Annotated in this window: 13 protein-coding genes and 5 pseudogenes; 10 read left to right on the top strand and 8 right to left on the bottom strand. The window is 69.8% G+C overall.

What is annotated here, in order from left to right:
- Positions 1–501: 501 nt before the first annotated feature.
- The 4 genes and pseudogenes from ltrA to AS594_RS48075 form a co-directional block, all read left to right on the top strand.
- Positions 502–1,788: a group II intron reverse transcriptase/maturase gene (gene ltrA / locus AS594_RS34680; RefSeq protein WP_240509018.1), complete on the top strand. Its 1,287-nt coding sequence runs from the start codon at positions 502–504 to the stop codon at positions 1,786–1,788.
- A 130-nt stretch (positions 1,789–1,918) separates the two neighbouring features.
- Positions 1,919–2,419, top strand: a pseudogene (locus AS594_RS34675) (helix-turn-helix domain-containing protein); the annotation flags it as partial.
- Between the two features lie 140 nt (positions 2,420–2,559).
- Positions 2,560–3,042 (top strand): annotated as a pseudogene (locus AS594_RS41685) (GrpB family protein); the annotation flags it as partial.
- A gap of 50 nt (positions 3,043–3,092) precedes the next feature.
- Positions 3,093–3,344 (top strand): annotated as a pseudogene (locus tag AS594_RS48075) (transposase family protein); the annotation flags it as partial.
- Between the two features lie 443 nt (positions 3,345–3,787).
- Here the strand turns inward: AS594_RS48075 and AS594_RS34665 are convergent.
- The 8 genes and pseudogenes from AS594_RS34665 to AS594_RS34640 all read right to left on the bottom strand — a co-directional run bounded on the left by AS594_RS34665 (position 3,788) and on the right by AS594_RS34640 (position 10,966).
- A complete protein-coding gene (locus AS594_RS34665) occupies positions 3,788–6,724 on the bottom strand; it encodes a CHAT domain-containing protein (protein WP_167368089.1) in 2,937 nt (978 codons plus the stop codon).
- Positions 6,721–7,665: a hypothetical protein gene (locus tag AS594_RS34660; RefSeq protein WP_069774673.1), complete on the bottom strand. Its 945-nt coding sequence runs from the start codon at positions 7,663–7,665 to the stop codon at positions 6,721–6,723. Before AS594_RS34660 ends, AS594_RS34665 begins: the two co-directional genes overlap by 4 nt.
- A gap of 6 nt (positions 7,666–7,671) precedes the next feature.
- A complete protein-coding gene (locus AS594_RS34655) occupies positions 7,672–8,097 on the bottom strand; it encodes a hypothetical protein (RefSeq protein WP_141743718.1) in 426 nt (141 codons plus the stop codon).
- Between the two features lie 361 nt (positions 8,098–8,458).
- Positions 8,459–8,578 (bottom strand): annotated as a pseudogene (locus AS594_RS46640) (toxin Doc); the annotation flags it as partial.
- A gap of 261 nt (positions 8,579–8,839) precedes the next feature.
- On the bottom strand, positions 8,840–8,986 hold the full coding sequence (locus AS594_RS46635) for a hypothetical protein (protein ID WP_240509171.1): 147 nt from the start codon (positions 8,984–8,986) through the stop codon (positions 8,840–8,842).
- 66 nt (positions 8,987–9,052) lie between these two features.
- Positions 9,053–9,451: a hypothetical protein gene (locus AS594_RS34650; protein ID WP_240509170.1), complete on the bottom strand. Its 399-nt coding sequence runs from the start codon at positions 9,449–9,451 to the stop codon at positions 9,053–9,055.
- Positions 9,452–9,830: 379 nt separating this feature from the next.
- Positions 9,831–10,379, bottom strand: a complete 549-nt coding sequence (locus AS594_RS34645; protein WP_069930137.1) for a hypothetical protein — start codon at positions 10,377–10,379, stop codon at positions 9,831–9,833.
- Positions 10,376–10,966, bottom strand: coding sequence for an RHS repeat protein (locus AS594_RS34640; protein WP_069774679.1), 591 nt, complete (start codon positions 10,964–10,966; stop codon positions 10,376–10,378). Before AS594_RS34640 ends, AS594_RS34645 begins: the two co-directional genes overlap by 4 nt.
- A 248-nt stretch (positions 10,967–11,214) precedes the next feature.
- On the opposite strand from AS594_RS34640, the gene AS594_RS34635 reads away from it, so the two are divergent.
- The 6 genes and pseudogenes from AS594_RS34635 to AS594_RS46630 form a co-directional block, all read left to right on the top strand.
- Positions 11,215–14,697 carry a WD40 repeat domain-containing protein gene (locus AS594_RS34635; RefSeq protein WP_141747194.1) on the top strand — a complete coding sequence of 1,161 codons (3,483 nt, stop codon included), beginning with the start codon at positions 11,215–11,217 and terminating at the stop codon, positions 14,695–14,697.
- A gap of 316 nt (positions 14,698–15,013) precedes the next feature.
- Positions 15,014–16,633, top strand: coding sequence for a hypothetical protein (locus AS594_RS34630; RefSeq protein WP_069774685.1), 1,620 nt, complete (start codon positions 15,014–15,016; stop codon positions 16,631–16,633).
- A 170-nt stretch (positions 16,634–16,803) separates the two neighbouring features.
- Positions 16,804–18,045, top strand: coding sequence for a tRNA nucleotidyltransferase/poly(A) polymerase family protein (locus AS594_RS34625; protein ID WP_167368088.1), 1,242 nt, complete (start codon positions 16,804–16,806; stop codon positions 18,043–18,045).
- Complete coding sequence (locus AS594_RS34620; RefSeq protein WP_069774612.1) at positions 18,045–19,466, top strand: hypothetical protein; 1,422 nt, start codon at positions 18,045–18,047, stop codon at positions 19,464–19,466. The genes AS594_RS34625 and AS594_RS34620 overlap by 1 nt, the downstream gene beginning before the upstream one ends.
- A 50-nt stretch (positions 19,467–19,516) precedes the next feature.
- Positions 19,517–20,125, top strand: a complete 609-nt coding sequence (locus AS594_RS34615) for an SLATT domain-containing protein (protein ID WP_240509169.1) — start codon at positions 19,517–19,519, stop codon at positions 20,123–20,125.
- Between the two features lie 238 nt (positions 20,126–20,363).
- Positions 20,364–20,490: pseudogene (locus AS594_RS46630) on the top strand (telomere-protecting terminal protein Tpg); the annotation flags it as partial.
- Between the last annotated feature and the right edge of the window lie 166 nt (positions 20,491–20,656).

Here is a 20,656-nt window from a genome sequence, read left to right as displayed (position 1 = left end):
AATCTGGAAGATGCGGGCCGGGTGCAGCGCACGCCACCTCCGGGTGGCGACTCCGAAGCCGATTTGAAGGTGCCGGTGGGGAGGCCACGTTGAAAGCCTGCGGCGTAGGCGTGGCGATGCTGTCGGGGTAGAGCTGGGCGGCTCACTCGTCGACCGGTTGGTGGTGAACGTGGGAAGCGTCCTGGTGTCGCCCTTCCCGTCTGGCAGCCAGTCAGGTGGAGGGCAAGGCCCGTCGTCGGCTGACGACGCCAGGACGTGGCGGAGGCCCCGTAGTAGTCCGAGCGCGTTAATGGCGCGCACATGGCGAAGGGGGCCAGCAACTCAGCAGTCGAGGAACTGGAAGACCGGGAGGTCATCGGTGAATACCGACGAACTGGAGCACGCCACGTATGAGGCGGAGCGCCGGGTACGGGAGATCCAGGCCAAGCTGCACCGTTGGGCCCGTGATGATCCTCATCGCAGGTCGATGACCTCTTCAACCTCTGTGCCGATCCCGCGTTCTTGCTGGTCGCGTGGGATCGGGTGCGGGGTAACAAGGGTGCCAAGACCGCCGGGGTGGACGGCCGCACAGCGGCGTCCATCGCGGAGCAGACGGGCGTTGAGGAGTTCCTCGACGCACTACGAGGCTCGATCAAGGATCGTAGTTTCCGTCCGCTGCCGGTGCGGGAGCGGATGATCCCCAAGACAGGCGGCAAGCTGCGCCGCCTGGGGATCGCGACAATCGCCGACCGGGTGGTGCAGGCGTCCTTGAAGCTGGTGCTGGAGCCGATTTTCGAGGCGGATTTCCTCCCGTGCTCCTACGGGTTCCGTCCGAACCACCGGGCTCACGACGCGGTGGCCGAGGTCCGCCACTTCACGTCCCACGGGTATGAGTGGATCGTGGAAGGTGACATCAAAGCCTGCTTCGACGAGATTTCGCATCCCGACTTGCTCGACCGGGTGCGGCTTCGGATCGGGGACAAACGCGTTCTTGACCTGGTGAAGGCATTCCTCAAAGCGGGCATCCTCGGTGAGGATCGCGTGCTGCGAGAAACCAGCGCCGGAACCCCGCAGGGTTCGATCTTGTCGCCGTTGCTCAGCAACGTGGCCCTGTCGGTCCTGGACGAGTACGTAGCCCAGGGACCGGGAGGACCCGGAAGCAGCAAGCTGGGGCGGGAACAGCGTCGCCGTCAAGGTCTTCCCAACTACCGTATTTCCAGGTATGCGGACGACTGGTGCCTGATGGTCCACGGCACCGAAGGCGATGCCACAGCCCTGCGCGAGGAGATCACAGGGGTCTTGTCCACGATGGGCCTGCGCCTATCCCCGGAGAAGACCCTGATCACCCACATCGATGAGGGACTGGACTTCCTCGGGTGGCACATCCAGCGCCACCGCAAACGAGGAACCAGCCGGTACTACGTCTACACCTACCCCTCACGCAAGGCCCTCGCGGCTGTGATGGCCAAGGTCAAAACGGCGTGCCGGAAGATGGCCACGAACCAACCGCTCGACACCCTGCTCATCCAGCTCAACCGGATGCTGCCGGGCTGGTGCGCCTACTTCCGACCCGGCGTGTCCAGCGCGACATTCCAATACCTGAGCTCGTACACATGGAGCCAGGTCATGAAATGGCTGCGCCGCAAGCACCGCCGGATCACCTGGAAGGACCTCCGCCGCCGCTATTGCGAGGGAGGTTGGCGGCCAGTTGGAGAGGAACGGACGCTGTTCGACCCCGGAAAGGTGCGCACAACGCGCTACCGCTACCGGGGCGCGGCCATCCCTTCCCCCTGGCCGACCACGGCATGAGGACGATCATCGACAGCAAAGCGGGACTTGTGGAGCGCCCGGTGCCATGAGAGTGGCACGCCGGGTGCGGGAAGCGGCCCGAAGAAACGGCTCGATCGAAAGACGAGACCGCGCTTCGGGCCGACTTCACCACGCACACCATGCCCAGCGCGCGCCCACAGCCACCAGCACTCCACACGGCGCGGAACCACGGCTGTGGGACGCCCGGCAGCACACCCGCCTCACCGACCCGGAACTCACCGGCATCGCCCGCTCACAACTGAACACCCTCATCAGCGAGTTGGCGGCCCTCCAGGGTGCCCGGCGAGAGGAACAGCGCCGCCACCGACGCGGTCGCGAACGACAGCGAGCCCCCGGCGCCGGCCCCCGGCAGGCGTTCACCGACCCCGACCGGGTCCTGGCCACGATCCTCTACCAGCGCGGGTGCTTCACCCACGCCCTCCTCGGCGAACTCTTCGGAACCAGCTCGCAGACCATCACCCGCACGATCCAGGACACCCAGCCCCTCCTGGACCAGCACGGCTGCAACGTCCCCCGCTCCACCGCACGATTCACCACCCCCACCGACGTGGCCGCCTACCTCGACGCCTACGGCACCGAGCCCCAAGACAACATCAAACACGCATGTTGATTTTCTGCGAGCCCTTACGACTTGGTACGCGATACCCAGGGCTCTCCGAGGGATTCGATGGGCCCTGGCGATCCTGCGAGACTGCCGACATGACTCGCACGATCGTGGTCAGTGACTACGACCCCTGATGGCCCGAGCGGTTCGAGGATCTGCGGCAGCGACTGACACCTCACGTCGCGGATCTTGCTGTGTCCATCGAGCATGTCGGCAGTACGGCTGTGCCGGAGTGCGCCGCGAAGCCGATCATCGACCTCGACATCGTGGTGTCCGAGGAGGCCGTCATGCCCGAGTTGATTTCCCGACTCACCGCGCGGGGTTATCGGTCACGAAGGCGATCTGGGGATTTTGGGCCGGCAGGCTTTCCAAGCCCTTCCTGCGGCTCCCGAACATCATCTGTACGGCGTGGTCGCGGCTCAAAGCCCTACCTTGATCATGTCCTACTCCGTGACTACCTGCGTCAGCGACCCGATGCAGTCCGGCGCTACAGCGCGTTGAAGATGTCCCTGGCTCAGCGGTTTTCTGCAGACAGCGAGGGCAGGGCGGCCTACTCGGCAGCGAAGAGCGCTTTGGTCGAGGAACTGGTCGCCCACTCCTACGCCGCTCGGGCCGCCAGCGAATCGTGACGTGAGGTGGACCGCACGGGTTGTTGATGTTGTGACGCAATATCGAGCTCGTGCGGCCTTGTCCCAATCCTGCCTTCTGCGGCCTTGATCGTGCACATCTCGGCCTTTTGATCGCGGAGTTGACCGATCCCTGGCTGGCACGGTGCGAGTCAAAGCTGCGCAAGCGGCGTGGCGGAGAGCGCAAACGGGCCGCCGGAACCGAGCCGAACCACACGCTGGTCTTCACCGATCGGATCACGGTCACCCTGGTCCACCTGCGTCTGCAGCTGCCGCACACGGCACTGGCCGAGCTGTACGACGTGACCCGCCCCACCGTCACCCTCGCCATCCACGAGATCCGCCCGCCGCTCGCCGCCCGGGGCTTCGCCGTTCCCGACCGGCCTGGCATCCGGCTGCGCACCCTGGCCGACGTCTTCGCATACGCCCAGGCCGAAGACGTCGAACTGCGCATCGACGGCACTGAGACCCAGGTCCGCCGTCCCCAAGCCGGCCGAGCCGGCCGCAAGGCGTTCGTCTCCGGCAAGAAGAAGCAGAACACCGCCAAGACCACCACCCCCGCATCCGCCACCGCAGATCCGCCCGAGCACTCCGGCCCGCAACCTGCGCGAACACCGACTCCAACTCATCTGCCCGGTCGGCAACTTCAGTCATCCACTCCAGACCAGGACAACGACGACCGCCAGCTCGGACACGAACCGCAGCTGGAGTACTGGGTCCGTCCTGCCGTCCCTCGCGGGTGGGAGTGTCAAGAACCGTGGAAGCTGAGAGCGGCCCAGTCCGCAGGATGCGTCGCGGAGCGTGCATGGGGATCACGAAGTCTCAGGCTGCGCACTAGCTCTTCGAGGTCTTCGTCGTCTCTTGACGGCGTCAGGGCGGGTGTCAGGTCCCGTATCTTTTCTGCGTTGGTGGTATCCCTCATCCAACGCTGTGCGAGGCGCAAGGCGAGGGCCGGCTCCCGTCCCTCGCTCCGCCACAGTTGATAGAAACGGGCCGTCAGAAGGCTCATCGTTTCACTGCGAACCGCCCATTGAGCTGCGATGACTCCGGCCACACCTGCCTGGATAAGGCCGGTCGGCAAGGAGACGACCTCATCAGGCAACGGGGTGCCAGGCTGGTCCGTGTCGCACGCCGCGAGTACGGTCAGCCGGGCTCCGCCCCCGGCGCCGGGGTGTCCCAGTCGCATGGACAGAATTGCACGCAGAGTGAGTTCGCGGTCGTCAGCCAGGACGAGCGCGCTGTCCAAAGGGCTGTCCGTATCGGAACGGCCGTGGCAGATGAAGTGGTGAACCTGGTTCCGAGAGAGGGCCGAGGCTACGGCTTCAGGCGTGGCCTTATCACCCCGTAGTACTTCGCTGTGAGCGAACCAACGGCGTGCCCAGGCGGCCTCCGTGCGCGTGTACGCAATAGCCGGCCTTGAACTCGGTTGGGGGTCGGCGGCCACGAGGACCCGATCGCCGTGAGTACCTGCCGCAGTCCGTTGCGTGAACTCAAGTGCCCGCGCATTGGGGACGTAGCGCACTGTCCGTTCGTCCAGTAGATAGTGTCGTGCGCCTGGTAAGTCAGGCAGTGGCCGCCAGGCGGCGTGCAGCGGGAGGAGCGTCAGTTTCCCGGATGGCACGATGATCAAGTCCTCGGCCTCGTCGAGGATTGGCAGGACTGGCGAGACGATGGTTAACCATGCCCAGCGGGTGACGGCATCGAGCGCGCCCTTCCACGCGCCCGCCTGCAGGACCAGGCTCCGCCGCGTTTTCATCACGACACCGACACGCCGCTCGACCGCGGCGGTCGTCAGGGAGGGCAGCTCAACAGCGGTAATCCGGCCGGTGTGATCCACGGTCACTGCGACTCCGGCCCGTTCAGCAGCCGCCAAATAGACCAGGATGGCGCCTTGCCGTACGGCCCGGCAAATTTCGGCGAAGTCTGGTGGGGTAAGGAACCGTTCGAAACCCTCGACCAACCGGATGTCCGCGATGGCACCGTCGACTGCTCCGCGGAGGCGCCGGAGCGCCACCGGCGAAGCACCGTCGCGCATGGCTCGGTTCAGGGCTGCCGTCGTGGCGCGGTAGCGGTCCACTAGCTCGGCATGGTCACTGTCGGCAAGCTGGTGGAGTCCGGTCCGATCGGCTTCGAGGACCTCCGACAGCAGCATGCTCCGGCCAGTCTCCAGGACCTCGACCGCCTCCTTCCACCGCCCGGTGCGCACGAGCGCGTATGCGGCCTCCGAGGGCATGCCTTGTGAATCGGCGAGCCATGTCTCCTTGTCCTCCCGGAGAAGCTGGGTACGGAACAACCCTCGACCGGCCTCCAGGCCGCCGCCGTATGCCTCACATGCCTCTTCCCAGCACTCACGCGCAACGGCCCACTGGCCCCATCTCCTTGCTGCGGCGAGCGCCCACTCTGGGGAGCTGTCCAACCCATGGCCGACGGCGTCCCGGTACGCGGAAACGGCTTCTTTGATCAGTTCATCGCCGCCAGCAACAACACTTCTGGCCTGCAGTGTCGAGCCGAGGTTGTAGGCGCGAGAGGCCCTTTCGGGAGCGTTCTGCGACGTCAGCGCGAGGGCTGTGCGGTAGTGCGCGACGGCAGCCGTCCCGAACTGGTCGTCACCGGTCTCGCGCCAGGCCGACGCAAGGGCGTTGCCCGCGTTGTTGTGGCCCGATGCGAGCTGCCAGTCACCGGCCCTGCGCGCGTTGAGGGTCTTCATCTGCAGATCGACGGCTCTCAGCAGGTCGCCCCTGCCGCCGAAGCTCTGGTAGCGCGTGAGCAGCGCGTTGCCCAGAAGGCTCAGACTTACGGGATCGGCCCTGGAGTCGTCGTCCCCGACCTCCTCTTTCAGGACCCGGATCGCTTCGTCCAATACGGCACCGTCCCGTGTGCGCAGGTACAGTCGCCGCAGCAGGCTCCCCAGGGTTCCACGAAAGGCATTGCCGGTCCTCGGCGCCATGATGTAGTCACGGCTCTCCCCCGCCCCGCGCAAAAGCTCAATGGCGCGGTGGAGGTCATCGAGGCTTCCGCTCGCGTCGTACCTCGTCGCCAGCAGTTCAGCCAGGATGTATGCGAATCGGTGGCCCAGCTGTGTGTCGCCGGCGGTGGTCGCAGACCACTCCGCGTGACTCACGGCTTCCGCCAGTACCGCCGCGTCACCGTGCACACGGAAGCGGGTTCCCAAAGTTGATGCCAGTCCGGCCCGGCACAGTGCGGCCAGTCTTTGGTCGTTTCCGGCGCAGGAGACGCTGCGCCGGGCGTGGTCCAAGGCATCGCTGAGCTGATTCTCGCCGCCTGCCCTCTGAAAGAGGTTGACCAGCGTGTTGCCGAGGCCGTATTCGAGCCATGCCTGCTCCGGTCCTCCCAGCGGTGTGATGCGAAGCCCTTCCATGAGGAGTTTGCGGGCCGCCAGCAGATCCGTGTCGCTCGACTCACCCACTCCGCACCAGTTGTGCGCTATGCCCGCTCGCGTGAGCAGGGCTACTCGAAACGGGAGGGGGCTGCCGGGAAAACACTCGCGGGACACCACCTCGTCGAATGCCTCCGCAAGGCGACGCCGGGCGGACGCATCACCGTTGACATAGTCCGCGAGCGCTCTGCGTGCCACGTCGAGAGTGGTGTGGAATCGGACCGGAGGCCGTGGGATCGGCGGCCATCCCAGCCAATTCTCGGCATCGTGCACCCGTTCCTTCTTCACACCGGCCTCCTGCTTGCCTCGTCCAGCAGTGGTCCCCGCTCCAGGTAAGCCGTCAGTCGCTTGCCAGTGTCGTATGCCTGTGACGGGTCGGCAGGGAGTTCCCATCCGAGGCGTTCGTACAGGTCCTTGCGATAGAGGTCGAAGCTTGCCTGAATCAGTCGGCCGTACTGCATGGCCTCGGCAACAGCCAACCGGTAGCCGATGGCCATTCCCAGCCAGGCGACAGGGAGCACCCACCACGTGAACGTCGCCCACATAGCGAAGAGCAGGCTCCACAGCCAGAGACGAGCGGCGTCGTCCAGCCGAGCGCGCGCAGCTGCGACATCAGCTTGGGCCCGCTCGGGCAACGACAGCCAAAGATGTGGCCAGCACACCGTTGCATCCATACCGTACCGGTGGTGGGGACGGGACTCCGCGGCCTTCAGCACATCGCCCAGCTTGGTCGGCATCCTGTCCCGCGGTGCAGGAGGAACGCATGCCCGAGAGGTGTTCAGCGCCGCGAACTCGGCATACTCGGCAGGCGTCAAGTGCGCCCGGCGCCGGGCCAGCTCCCGCCATCGTTCGGCCCTCCGGTCGACGGCCCTGCCCCGTAGTGCCAGGAGATGCGCCCGGACCGGGGACATCCACCGAGGCCAATACCCCTCCAGCAGACGAAGCACGGTCAAGGTCAGAGCTTCGCCGAGCCGCGTCGACGCGGCCACCAACAGCACGGCGAGGACCACCAGCAGTGCTTGGGCAGCAGCCGGCAGGCTGCTGCCCATGTTCCGGCTCCACGCGCGTCCCAGTGACTGCCAGCCGGACTCAGGCCCGGCCAGGCCGCCGTGTCCCCACACCCAGGCGATGATCCCTCCCATCCAGAACGCCAGCGCGGGGGAGGTCAGCAGCGAACCCCATCGGTCACCCAGCTTGCTCCCAAAACCCGTCAGCAGCGGGTTCAGCACAACACATCACCCCACGCGGATAAGAGGACCGTGCTCATCGGGGCACATTCCGGGTACGGGCTCGCCCACCTCGAAAGCGGGATACGTATACGCGCACGTCGGGCATCGGTACAGCATTTCAGTCGAGGGGACGCCGTCGCCCGCCAGCGGGACGAAGGCCACACCTCCCGACGCCTCGCGGTAGGTGTCCTCATCGAATGGCAGACGCGCCTTCAGCTCCGCACGGAGCAGCGCATCCGACGTGATCAGTACAAGGAGATCGTCAGCTACCCTCTCCCCGGCCTCAGCGCGCTGGAGTAGCGCGTCCACCCTCGCTGCCCGCGTCCCGCCGTCGGCGGACCACAGGTGACGTAACTCCCCGCGCATGACACGGGCCGCCGCCACAATGTCCTGCTCACGCATCGCTCCCCCAGTGACCTTCTTCAGTGGCATGCGGACGCACGGACCGATGGGCGCACCAGTCGACCTCCGGATCCGTCCCACAGCCTTCCACGAGCCACGGGTGGCCGAGGAGGATTTTGCAAACACGGAACGCCCAACCCCTCTCCGTCGGGAGCCAGATGCAACCCATGAGGGAGTTGCCGTGGAGGACCCGCCCTCGGCGCCGGTGGCGCTCAGCACAATGCGCGTGGCACCGGCCGGCGACGGATCTGGCGAGTACCCGCGGGAGTACGTGCGAGATGCCGATGCACAGCAACCTCACAATCTCAGGCGATCCGCGAACTCAGGAGTTCGCTGCACAGCTTTCAGCCATGCAGCGAGAATTCACAGCGCCAGGCCCTGGTCTGGTCACTCAAATGCGCCAGGTGCGGATGCGGTCGGCTGCCTGGTAGACGCTGGTCTTGCCGGCCTGGATGTCGCGTACCAGGTCGACCATCGCGCCGTACGGGGCATCGATGCCCTCGCCGGAGGAACTCCCTCACCTGTGTCGCACCACAGCGCACTGAATGAAGTCATCCAGCCCGCTGGAGGCTCACCCTTTCACAGGCCCACGAAGGAGGGATGCTTGGGCACTCACCGGCAAGATTCGCCGGACACGGCCTAGCCGCGCCGCAGGGCCGTAGCGGTGCTGCGGTAGGACAATCACGTGCAGGCCGCCAATCGGGTCAGTGCCTCGTCACAGGCCGCCAGGAGGGTAAACGAACCGCGTTTCGGGGCGAGTCGGAAGGGGTGGCTACCGGTAAGGGCTCCAGCGGCCGAAGCGGGCCATCAGCTTTCGTGCGGCGTCCTCGTTCAATCCGAACGCGGCAGCGGCCTGTTCGAGGGTCGCGTCCTTCCGGGCGTCGTGGGCGGCCCAGTACCCGACCTCCCCTTCGGTCACCTCCAGGCGGCGGGCTGCCCGCAAGGCGGCCAGGGGCGAGGTGTTCGCCAGCTTCTCAGTTTCTTCTTACAGCTGGGTCAGCAGAGAGGTGACCGTCTCCGGTAGGGGGATGGCCGACTGCTCGACCTCGGCGCTGTGCGTGTCCCAGTCCAGCGTGCACGTGCCGGCCGTGTCTCCGGCGGCCTCGGTCAGCTCCCGGTCGCCGATCTCGTCCCAGTCCAGCTGATGCTCGGGGCCGGTCCAGCAACAGGAACACACGGCGCGCAGTGCGGCTGCCCGGGGTCCGTGCAGGGTGCGGCCGTCGTAGATGCTCCATTGCGACAGCGTTTGTCCGCCGCCGCCGGAGTTGCTCCCGAAGAAGACCGGGGCCGGGACGGTGTCGTCGTCCAGGAGCACGCCGACCGCTCCCTGGGGAGAGGGGCCGAACTCTTCCGTCGTCCACGTCTCTCGCTCACCCGTACGCATAGCCGCTCCTCCAGTCGTTGCGCCCGTTCCCCCAGCACCCCCACAACGGCAGCGTCCTGCGCTGGGACCGACGATGCCGCAGCCGGGAGGGGCCGCACTACCAAGTTCATCAAAGAGGCGAAAAGGTGTGCCGCCGGGAGGAACCCCAGACCGGACACCAAGCTTCCAGAGGCCCGGGGCTCGCGCTGTCGATTGGGTCGGCGGCGTCCACGAGGGTCTGCCGCGCCAAGCTCTGGCCGACTCGTTCGCGACGCGGACGCTGGCCGAGTGCGCTGGGGTACACCGGAGGCGAAGAACGTGTGACGTGGGGCGCACTTGAGGAGCAGTGGGCATCAGCGCTAGATGCGACGCGCTACGACCCGGCCCTGACCGTTTTCGATCAAGTTTGCCGCGGCGACGGTGTCGCACCGTGCGGGTTGTGCTTGTACCAGCGGCGCCCCTGCTCGGTCTTGTACGTCCGCCGGGCCTCCGCCTCGGCTTCCCGTGTCCGGCCAAGCGGCCCCAGGGCGCTGCTGCGGTACTCCGGCAGGGCCTGCTCCACGGCTTGGAGCGCGACGACGGCGAGCGCGGTCGCCGCCAGGACCGGGTCCGCGTCCAGCGCGCCCGGCTCTATGAGCTCCAGGAACTCACGCCGCGCACGCTCGATGTCGGCCTCCAGCGATGCCAGGACGTGGGCAGCGACGGCGGCGACGTCGTCCAGGTCGGCCGACCAGGTCGCGGCGACCAGACCGGCCTCTACGATCGCCGCCTCGGTCCGGCGCCGGAAACCATACGCCTCGCACAGGCTCGCTGAAGCCGCAGTCCTCGCACGGCAGGGCCTGGCGCACCGCGTCGGCGGCCGCTGCGGCCTGGCGCTCGCGCTCCGCCCGCTCCTGGGCAGCCGCACAGGCTGCGCCCCGGCGGGCCTGCTCCGCGCGGGCCTGCTCACACCGCCACACGCAGTCCCCGCCTCGAGGCGGTGCTGCGGCCGCGCCAGGTCGGCGTTCCGTCGGGACGGATGAGTTCGCTGAGGGCTCCTGCGACGATGGCGAAGAACCGGCGGTCGATCTCCTCTTGGGCCTCGTCGGCCTTGAATTCGCGTTGTGCCAGAGGCTGCAGGCTCCAGGTAGTCCCACACCAGGGTGACACCGTTGTTCTGCTGTTCGGCCAACTGGTCGCCGTCCCAGCAGTACGTGGTGGATTCTTCGATGTGCCCTTCATGGTCCAGGCGCCGCTTTGCGATACGGCGACCGAGGGCGTCGTGCGCCAATGGCTGCCGCCGGGAGCGCGAACGTGGGTGAGCCGGTCTTCCGCATCCCACGTGAAGAACCAGATCAGTGTCTTGCCGCTGAACGTGGTGGTACGGCGTTCGACAAGGCGGCCCTGCGCGTCGTACTGGTAGTGAGTCCGTCCGGCCTTCGTGATGCGGCTACCGGTGTAGTGGCGCTCTCCGGAGGCATCCTGGCCGGGGGCTTGGGCGGGGAGCGTGGCCTGCGTCTGGTCGCCGTCCCATTTGTAGGCGTAGCGCTCGCTCACTTGTGTGCGCTGACGGCGGTGATCCGACCGGCTTCGTCGATGGTGTGAGTACTTCGGCCATAGCGGCTCCCTCTGCACCACCCGCGCCTCCAGCCCCGTGAGTCGCTGTGCCGCCGGTGCGGCCGGTCTAATCGGGGGTGTCTCCGTAAGACGTCAACTCCCCTGTGCGCGGGCGTTCCAGGTGCCACTATGTCCTCCTGGACCAGCGGTGGCACCACTCCGCCGGTTGCGCGCGAGGGGGAATGACAATGGCTGAAGGGCCGTCCGCGCCGTTGGACGTCGGCGCCTTACTTGGCGGGCCGAGGCTGTCGCTCGGCAACGACCGGGCCGTGGCCCGGCAAGCGCTGCTCTCGACCGCACAGCCCACGCTCGTGTACCTGTGCGCGCAGGTGGCCGCCGAGGACGTGGCCGCCCTCCGCGTGCTGCGGGACGGACGGACCCAGGTGCACGCGCTCCTGACGCCCCGGGCAGCGGCGCGGACCAGTGTCGTCGCCCTGGCGGACCATTTGCCGTACCGCCCGGCGAGGGAGTCGGAGCCGGGCGTCTCCCAGGCGCTGCGGGCCTCCGCCGCGATGGGTCTCGCCTTGGTGGATGACGCCGACCGTGCCCCGGAGGAGCTGGCCGTCGGTATGCGCTGGCTGCGTCACTCCTGGGCGCAGTTGGCGCCCGCGGACGGCCCGGCGTCCGATGTGCTCGACCGCTTGCTGTCAGGCCCCGGCCCGCGTAGGAAGGCGGCCGGGCACTCGGCGCGGGTCCGGCGGCTGGTCGAGGGGCTCGGCGCGGAGGACCGGGACCTGGCGCTGCCCGTCCTGCTCTGGCTGCTGACGCTCGACGGAGCTCTGCCCGAACCTCGATCGGTGGCGTCGGTGAGCGTGCTCTTCGACGGCGGCGACACCGGGGTGCGCGGCACGCTGAGCGTGGCGGTGCTGCCGGAGGGACCGCCCGCGCTCGTCCCCGATCCCCGTACCATGTCGGGCTTCCGGGCCGACGAGGCGTTCCACGGTTCCCTGCGGAACGCTTGGACGGCGGCTGGCAGCGGGGTCGGCGGAACCGTCCTCTGGTCGCTCACCGACAACGAGGGCGTCACCGCGATGGTCGCCGATCCCTCCCTGGGCTGCGCCTGCGCCGTGCTCCTGGACGAAGCGCGACAGCAGAGCGCAGGACGCATCCGGCGCGTCGTGACCGTCCGGCGTATCAATTCGCGGACCGCGCTGGTCGGCGCGCTCGACGGAACTCCCGACGGTCGGTTGAGCGGCGTCGGCGGCTACAAGCAGAAGCTCGGCGTCGCCGACAACGGCCAGATTGTCGTCCTGCCCGAGGGCGACCTGCCGAAGGCCCAAGAGGTGTGGGAGGGCGACCGGGCGGCCCAGCTGAAGGGTGTCGAGACCGTCACCGAGGCCGCGAAGGCCGCCCGTACTGTAGACACGCCCGCCCTCGTACGGGTCGGGGCGTCGGCCGTTGGAATCCTGACCGCGCTGGTCCTGATCGTCGGGGGGATGGCGTACTGGTTCTGGGACCGCGGCGAAGAGCGTGCGCGCGGGGCGCTCGCCGCCGACCTCGTCACCGAGGCCCTGACGCGGCGTGGCACGGAGCCCAGGCTGGCGGGGCTGCTCGCGCTGGCCGGGGAGCGGATTGACCCCGGCACCCCCAACGCCGAGCAGGCCATGCGGGACGTCCTGGAGACCAACTCCGGTCTGCGGCTGGCCTGGAAGGCGAGCCCCGGCAGCGTGGACAGCGTCGCCGTCGACGACGAACGGAACCGGGTGTACACCACGGGGGACGATCCATACCTCAAGTCGTGGGACCTGCGGACCGGCAAGGCGCTGGGCAGGGTCCCGGCCGAGGTCGGCAAGCTGGTGTTCAGCCCGGAGGCCGGACTCCTTGCCGCCGAGGCCGGGGATGGGATCCGTCTGTACTCGGCGCAGGGCCCCGTACCCGAGCCGCTCGGAACCCTGCCGGAGGCGAGCTGTGCGGGCCCGGACACGTACCGGGTGGCGACGGCGTTCACCGAGCTCGGAAACCGGCTGGTCGAGGTGCGCAGCGACGGCACGATCGCCCAGTTCGATGTGCTCACGCGCGAGGAGTCCGGCTGCCGCAGGTCGGGTCCCGGCGGTGCCTCACAGGTCCACTGGCGGGTCCTCGACGCGGCGGTAGCGCCGAGCGTGTGGGTCTCCGGCCAACTGCCGGGCGAGGAGCGGGCCGTCCTGCTCCTTGACGACAACAAGGTGGTCTCGGTCGGCCTGAACACCCACAAGGTCAAGTCGGAGATCGCGGACGAGGACATCCCGGGCCAGGCGACCGCCGTCGGGGCCAACGACGAACTGGTGGTCCTCGCCACCCCGCGCGGCGTGTTCGCCTGGGACCGGCAGCGGAAACGCCCGCTCGACTACCCCGTCGGCGGACTGGCCGACCAGCCGAAGGTCATGATCGAGCACAGCGGAAGCGTCGTCATCGCGGGCGACGGAGGTACCGCACTGGTCCCACTGGGCACCGGCGGCGACGCGGCTTCGAGCCGGGGACTGGAACGGCCCCGCGGCGGAGCGGCGAGCGCCGCCGCGGTCGGCGAGTTGTTCACCGTCGTCGCGGTCGGCCGCGACGGCTGGGTTGGCCTGCTGGACCGCCGCCCCGGGCCGCTCGGAATGCTCCCCGGCGGAGCGTCGAGCACCGCGACCTTCGACAAGGACGGTTCGCTGCTGCTCACGAGCGTCAGCGGGGAACTGTCCTATGGCCTTCGCAGGGTGCGCCCGGAACCTCTCGCCTACCAGCGAAACCCCGCCATGGCCGAGTACCCGACCCTCGAGGAGTACAAGTCGGCGGGCCACTTCATCAACGACGCGGCCTCCTCCCCCGTGTACGTGGCCACCGCCGGACAGTTCGAAGGATCCGCCAAGATCGCCGTCTGGCGTCGGGACGGGACTTGGCTGCGGGACCTCGAGCCGCCCGGCGCCGACCGGGGCACCACCTCCAGCGCCCATCGCATCGCCGTCGGCGTGGGCTTCGTCCCGGGCGAGGACCTGCTCGTGGCCCGGCACGTCGACGGGCCCCTGTACCTGTGGTCCACCCGTACGTGGAAACCGGTGGGCACCGTCCCGCTCGGCCCGAGCGAGGGGCTCGGCCTGACCCTGCACGAGAGCCGGCCGCTTGCCCTCGCACTGGAGCGGGCCGGTGCCGACGACGCCCGTCTCGTCCTCGTGGACCTCGTGGCCCGCACCACCAAGGCGGTCGACACCCCGGGGGTCCACCGGTTCGCCTGGAGCCGGGACGGCTCGCGGGTGGCCCTGCTCGGCCGGGGCAACACCGTACGCTTCCTCAACGCCGACCTCCGCGAGACGCGCCCGCCGCTGCGGCTTACCGGCGCCCTGACCGCGCCGTCCTCGATCGCGCTGTCGCCCGACGGCGGCCGGGTCGCGGTCGGGTACGGCGACCGGGTCTCCGTACGGGACGCGGCCACAGGCGACCTCGCCCTGCCCGAGCTCCGGGTCTCCGGCACGGACGAGATCCTCCACCTGCGCTGGTCGCCGAACGGCGACGTGCTGGCCGGAATTACCCGGTCACCGCGCGGCCGCGAGGGCGACCGGCCCGCCGGACCGGTCGAGCTGTGGCGGGTGGGCGCCATCGACTGGGGCGAGGTGCTGTGCCGCTGGACCGGCTCGGGGCTCACGCCTGAGGAATGGCTCGACCACGTCGGCCCGACCGAGCCGTACATCGATCTGTGCGCCGAAGAGAAGTGAGGCCGCCGCCATGCCACGTGTCCGTCTTTCCCGTCTGCTCCTTCCCTCGCGGCTGCTCGGGATACGACTGCCCGGCGGGGTGCCACCGGTTCGGCTGGACGGACCGGTGCCAGGACCCGCGTTCGTATCCATGGCTGCGCCCCCGTTCGCGCCCTTGTCCGTGTCGGCGTGGTCTTCGGCCGGGCCGTTAGGGGGATGGCAACCGCCCGGGGACGGGACGGCGCGCCCACGGCTTGAAGGACCGCTTACGGACCAGCGCACGCGTCGGACCGGGCATCCGCCCGGCCGTCGGCTCGCGGCCCTCCTGATCGCCGGGGTGATCGCCGCCGTGGGCTGTACGGCGACCGACGACGGCGCCGCGCCGGCCGGGACCCGCCCGTCCACCGGCGCCACCGGGGCCGGGCCGGACCGCACCCGACCGGTCCTTGCCTTCGTCCAGCCGGAGAAGCGGGCGGTGATGCTGGCCGACGCGGCCGGCCGTACTTGGCTCGCCGCCCGGACCGGCGCGAACCCGCCCGCCGAGGTCGTCTGGTCCCCCGACGCGGACCGCCTGGCCTGGCTCGACGGGGAGGGCTCAGGCGGCACCGGCGAGCTCCACATCTACGACGTGGCCAAGGGCAGGCTGCACTCGCAGCCCTGCCCCTGCCGCGGTGTCGGCTTCCTCGGCCAGGACCTGGCGACCCTGGCCGTCGACGGCACCTCGCTCGCCCTCTTCCCATCGGGCTCCCCGACCGAACGCACGCGCCGCGTCCCGCTCTCCAAGGGCCAGGGGGCATACGCCCAGCTCGCCGACGGCGGACCCGACGACGTCGTCATCTTCGGCGTACTGCCCGAGGGCCCTGGCATCACCCGGGGCCAGGGCGTCGTGTCGGCCGTCGACCGGCGCGGCACCGTACGCGGGCTCCTGCCGGCGAAGAAGCCTTCCACGTTCACCGACGCCCTGCGGGCCCCCGACGGCAAGGCTCTCGCGTGGGGCACCTCCGACAGCGGCGGCGCCTGCTGGACGAGGTCGACCCTGCTCACCCACTCCGGCGGCACCGCCGAGGAGCCCGTACGACATTTGCCGGAGGACGCCGCCTTCCGGCGGGCTCTCATCGGCGACCGGCAACGCTCCCTCACCTCCTTCGCCTGGGCCGGCGACGGACTCACCGTCACCTACGGCCCGTTGGAGGGCTGCCAGGTCCTCGGCCCCGAACGGTTCGTCTCGTACTACGTGCGTGACGGGGTCCGGACCTTCCTCGGCACCGGCATGATCGGGATCGCGCTCGGAGCGGACGGACGTGTGGCCAGGCTCGCCGACGACTCCTCGTCCGCCGGCCTGACGCGGGCGCCGTCCGGCATCGCCAGCTACACCGGGACGCTGACCCTGACCTTGGGGAGCCGGGAGCAGCCGCTGGGGAAAGGTGTGTCCGCCTTCGCCTTCACCCCCGCCGAAACCGCTGCGGTCCGGCCGCCCGCCGCCGCCGCACAGCCGCCGGACGCGGCCGTGACGACCGCGGACGACCACGGCAAGAAACTGCCCGAGGCAGTGGTCCGGCTGGCCCGGCAGATCGAGGAGGCGGCCGTACGGGGGGACACCGCGCGCCTCGTCGCCCTGTGCGGCACCTGCCGGGCGGGGGTCCATGAGTGGATCCGCGGCGAGGGCGGTGCGGCGGCCGTCCTGCGCGCCATCCGCGCACACCCGGGGCGCAACGGCGACGAGGGGCTGATGTACCCAGGGCTGAGCAGCTGCGTGGACCAGCCCGAACAGGACATCACCTGCACGCTGCAGCAGCTACGGGACGTCGCTCTGCTCGGTCTGCGGCCCGACGAGGACGACGTCGACTACGGCGGCATCGTCTACACCACATGGAGCGGCGGCCCCACCATGGTCCCGCTCGTCGTACGGACCGACGCGAAGGGGGAGGCACTGTGGACCGGCCTGGCGGCGGGATGAACGACCGGACGGTGACGGGCTCCGCGGTACCGACACCTAGGCAGGGCGGGGAGGCCATAGGCGGGCAGGGATTGGCCGGGAGCCGCGGACGGGAAGCCGGCGGTCGGGGACAGGAGGCCGGAACCGACTTTCGGCGGCCGAGTACCGGGCCGATCCTGACCGGCGACCTCGTGGGCGGCCGTCGCGTGCTCGGTTTCGGCCATGTCGACGGTCCCGCGTCCGACGCGAATGACGCCGCAGCGGGTAACGCCGGGACCGGCGTTACCCACCTTGGAGACCGGTTACTGCTCGACGGCGACGAGCACGCGAGCGGGCCGCCCGAACGGAGCGCCGACCCCGCCCACCATCCCACCCTGGAGCGGACGGGCCCTCCCCCGTACCAGCAGATCGACGACCGGCACGTGCACCACGCGGACGCCCTCGGCCCTGGGCTCGTCACCGCCTTCGAGGGACTGCTGTACGGGCCGGACGCCCACGGCTACCTCGGCGCCCTCGTCGACCGGCTCGCTGCCGACGGCCACGGCTTCTGGCTGGTTGGCGGGGTTCCGCGCGACCTGGTGACGGAAGCCATCCCGGGCACGACGCGCCACCCAGCCGCCGACGGGACAACGCAGGACCTGGACGTCACGGGCACCGCGCCCGCCGGCGCCTTCCGCACCCTCGTCGACGAGGTGCTCACCCTCGACGGCGACAGCGCGGAGCTCTCCGTGCAGTTCAGCAAGCATTCCCTCGTCTGCTCCGTCCTCACAGTCCGCCGCGACCGGCGGACCTTGGAATACCGGGGCCTGGGCCTCACTTGCATGCCGTACCCGGCGACCGGGACCGACCTGCTCCAGGACGCCCGGCAGCGCGACCTCACCATCAACACATTGCTGTACGACCCCGTACGGCAGCTCGTCCTCGACCCGCTCGGGCGGGCCCTCACTGACCTCGGACACAGCGGCCAAGCCACACCGCCCCTCCTCCGCCTCGCCCTGCCGGAAAGCCCGGCGCACCCCGACGTCTGCGCCGAACTCCTGCTGCGGGCGGCGAAATTCCTGATCCGCTGGGAGACACGGCCCGGCCTGGACACCACCGCACTGCGGGCCTGGGCCGCCTACCTGCCTTCGGACCTCGCCGCGCGGCTCGACGCCGGCCCTGCCGGGTTGACACGGCTCGCGGCCCTATGGGGAGAGTGGATACCGGGCGGACCGACGGCCGCGCAGATGGAAATGCTCCGGGGATACGGACCGGCCATGTCCGGCCTCCTCGACCGGCTGGCCGCGCCGACTCGGAAGGACGTACCCGCCCACCCGACCGAACACGAACGGCCGGACGAGCGTGACCGGCTCGACGTACGGGAAGAGCCTGACGCACGGGGACGGCCTGACAGATCTCTCGGGTTCGACCGGGACGACGGGAAGGGCTTGTGATGTCCGGAGCCGACTTCGGCACCGTCCCCACGCACCGGCCCTTAAGCGGATGGGTCGCCTGGTTCGAGCCGGGCGACACCCCCGGTGCGCCCGGGCTGCTCGGCCCCATCAACGATGGTGACGAGCGCGCCGACGCCCGGACTGCACCACGCTTCCATACCCATGGCTGGACCCGCGCCGACGCGATCGTGCTAGGGCCAACCGGTGTTCCCGTGCGGGCGCTCGCCCTGCGCGCGTCGGACGGCTCCCTCCTGGTCGAGCTGGACGACCGGGGCGCCCCCGTGGAGGTCTCGGCGGGCGGCGCTGAACTGGTCGCACGGCTCGAGGAACGGTGGGCCGACGCCCCCGCCGACCCCGCGACCGTGAACCGGCTCGCCGGCGAGAGCATGGAGCTGCGGTACTTCCTGCTGCACCGGCTCAATGTGGAGACCACCGCCCCGGCGGCCCTCTTCCACTGTCTGCCGTGGAACCGGGTCGAGGCCGTCGCCCACGCGGCCTCCGCCCTCCTCGACGAGCCCGGTCCCGAATCCGAGTCCGAGGCCGGAGCCGGGATCGGGACCGGGTGGGAGCCGCATCCCGCCTTGTACGGGGAGTTGCGCCACTGGTTCACTCCGGCCGCCACCTCGCTCGCCGGACCGCTGTCCGTCCTTGAAGCCGGGCTCCGCACCGTACGCCCCGGTCCTTGGTTCGGGAGGGAGGCGTCCGCCCTGCTCACCGGGTTGCTGACGGTGGATCCGGAGCGGCTTCCCTCGTCGGCGCGCGCCGCGCTGGCGGGGCTCGCCCTGCGAATCGGCGCGGTGCCCGCCCTCCACCACAGTGCGCGGCTCGCCGCCGCCCGGCTGACCGCCCCGGAGCCTCGGGCCGCGGCCGACGACCTCGGGCTGACGGCCCGGCTGGACTCCACCTTCGTCCTCCGCGCCGCCGACGAGGACGAAGGGCCGGCGTGCACATCGCTGGGGCACGGGCCGGTCGAGGCGGAGGTGACCGTCACGCGCGGCGGACGGGTGACCGTCGAGATGGAGATCGACGTCTTCGCGGCGGAGGCGGCCGGGACGGGTGGCGGCCGGGCCGTGGACGCCGCCGAAGGACCGCCGTGTCAGCCCGTGCTGCTCGGGCAGGTGGGCGAAGCGACCGGAGCGCCGGGGGGCAGGCGGTACTGGATGCTGCTCGACGATGTCGGCCCGGTGCTCCACGGACGGATCGCCGCGCCCGCTCCGGCGGGGCAGTTCGACGTGGACCTGGACGGACCGCCAGTTCCGTTGCTCTTCCTCGACCGGGTGTTCCCCGCGGAGCTGCTCGCCTCGCTGCGGGCCAACGAACGGATTGGTCTGGCCCGCTGGCACGAGCTGGTCGACGGCTTGCCGCCGCGCCATCCCGCGCACGCCGCGCTGTCTGCGTACGAGCAGGAACTCCCCACGTAGAAGCGGACGTTCCACCCCGTCGGCGTATCCGGCCGGGCTACCGTGGGCGGGTGGACACCTCAGCAGCCGATACGGATACGGCATTGAACCCGGCCGCCGCCACCCCGGGAGCCTCTGGGGGCGGGGCGTCGGAGCCCGCCACCGACGGCGATGCCAGCCGCCGCAGGGCCTTCGACGCCGAGTTCCGCCGTCTGGAGGAGAGCGCGATGTGGAGCGCCCAGTGCCAGTTCGAGGAGGGCAAGCGCTGGCGGGCGACGCACTGGGCGCTCGGCCTGCCCGCGACTCTGCTAGCCGCCGTCGCGGGGACGACCGCCCTCGTGGAGTCCACCGGCCGGACTGCCGCCGGCATCCTGGCGCTGCTGTCGGCGGGCCTCGGCGCGGTCCTCACGACAGTGAACGCATCCCAGCGGGCGAGTCAGGCCGTCGCCGCGGCCAACGTCTATCTTTCGATCCAGACGGCGGCACGGCAGCACCGCGAGATCGACCTGCCTGACTGGACCGCCGCCGGAGCCCGCGAGGCCCTGGCCGCGCTGACCGCCCGCCGCGACGAGCAGAACGCCGGCACCGATCCGCCCAGCCGCCGCGCCTACCGCAAGGCACGGGCCAACCTGGACGCCGGCGGCCAGACCTACACCGTCGACGGTCCCGCACAACACTGACCGGAGCCCACAATTACCTGAACCTGGGCGTCCGGACCGCAGCGAGGGGCGCCCACGTCCTTTTCGGGCACCGCCTCGATCACCTACCGCCACGCGTCCTGATGTCGAAGGCCAAAGGGAGGGCGGGGACAGAGCGTGGTGGCGGCTGACCGGACCGGTCACCGTTGTCGGTGACCGGTTACCCCGCAACCGACATGAGCTCCTGACTAGGGTCGCCACAGCCGCCCTGCTCCTCACCCAGACCGGCATCACCGTCGAGACCCGCGCCCGGTTCGACTTCACCGCCGCCCCCGGCAGCACCGACGACGGCCGGATCCGCCTCATCACCCACCACCTGCCCGCCGCCTTACGCCGCTCGCCTCTGGGTGAGGTGACTGACGGCGAGCCGGACGCTGGCAGCATCGCTCGTGCGGGTGGTCTGTACGGCAGCCGAGGAATCAGCAGCGCGAGGCGCAGCGTCGGTCCAGGCAAGGAATAGGTCGACGAGCAGCACACCTGCGAACCGGGCTGGCAGTCCTGGACATCACCGCC

This window comes from Streptomyces agglomeratus (genome assembly GCF_001746415.1).
In the GTDB taxonomy this organism is placed as follows: domain Bacteria; phylum Actinomycetota; class Actinomycetes; order Streptomycetales; family Streptomycetaceae; genus Streptomyces; species Streptomyces agglomeratus.
Note: the sequence above shows the minus strand (reverse complement) of the source record. Positions and strands in the feature narration are given on the sequence as shown.

Excerpts from the sequence above, each read along its gene's own strand:
- AS594_RS34620 (WP_069774612.1), top strand. The coding sequence starts at position 18,045 with ATGTCCGGAGCCGACTTCGGCACCGTCCCCACGCACCGGCCCTTAAGC.
- AS594_RS34655 (WP_141743718.1), bottom strand. The coding sequence starts at position 8,097 with ATGCCACTGAAGAAGGTCACTGGGGGAGCGATGCGTGAGCAGGACATT.
- AS594_RS34650 (WP_240509170.1), bottom strand. The coding sequence starts at position 9,451 with ATGCGTACGGGTGAGCGAGAGACGTGGACGACGGAAGAGTTCGGCCCC.
- AS594_RS34635 (WP_141747194.1), top strand. The coding sequence starts at position 11,215 with ATGGCTGAAGGGCCGTCCGCGCCGTTGGACGTCGGCGCCTTACTTGGC.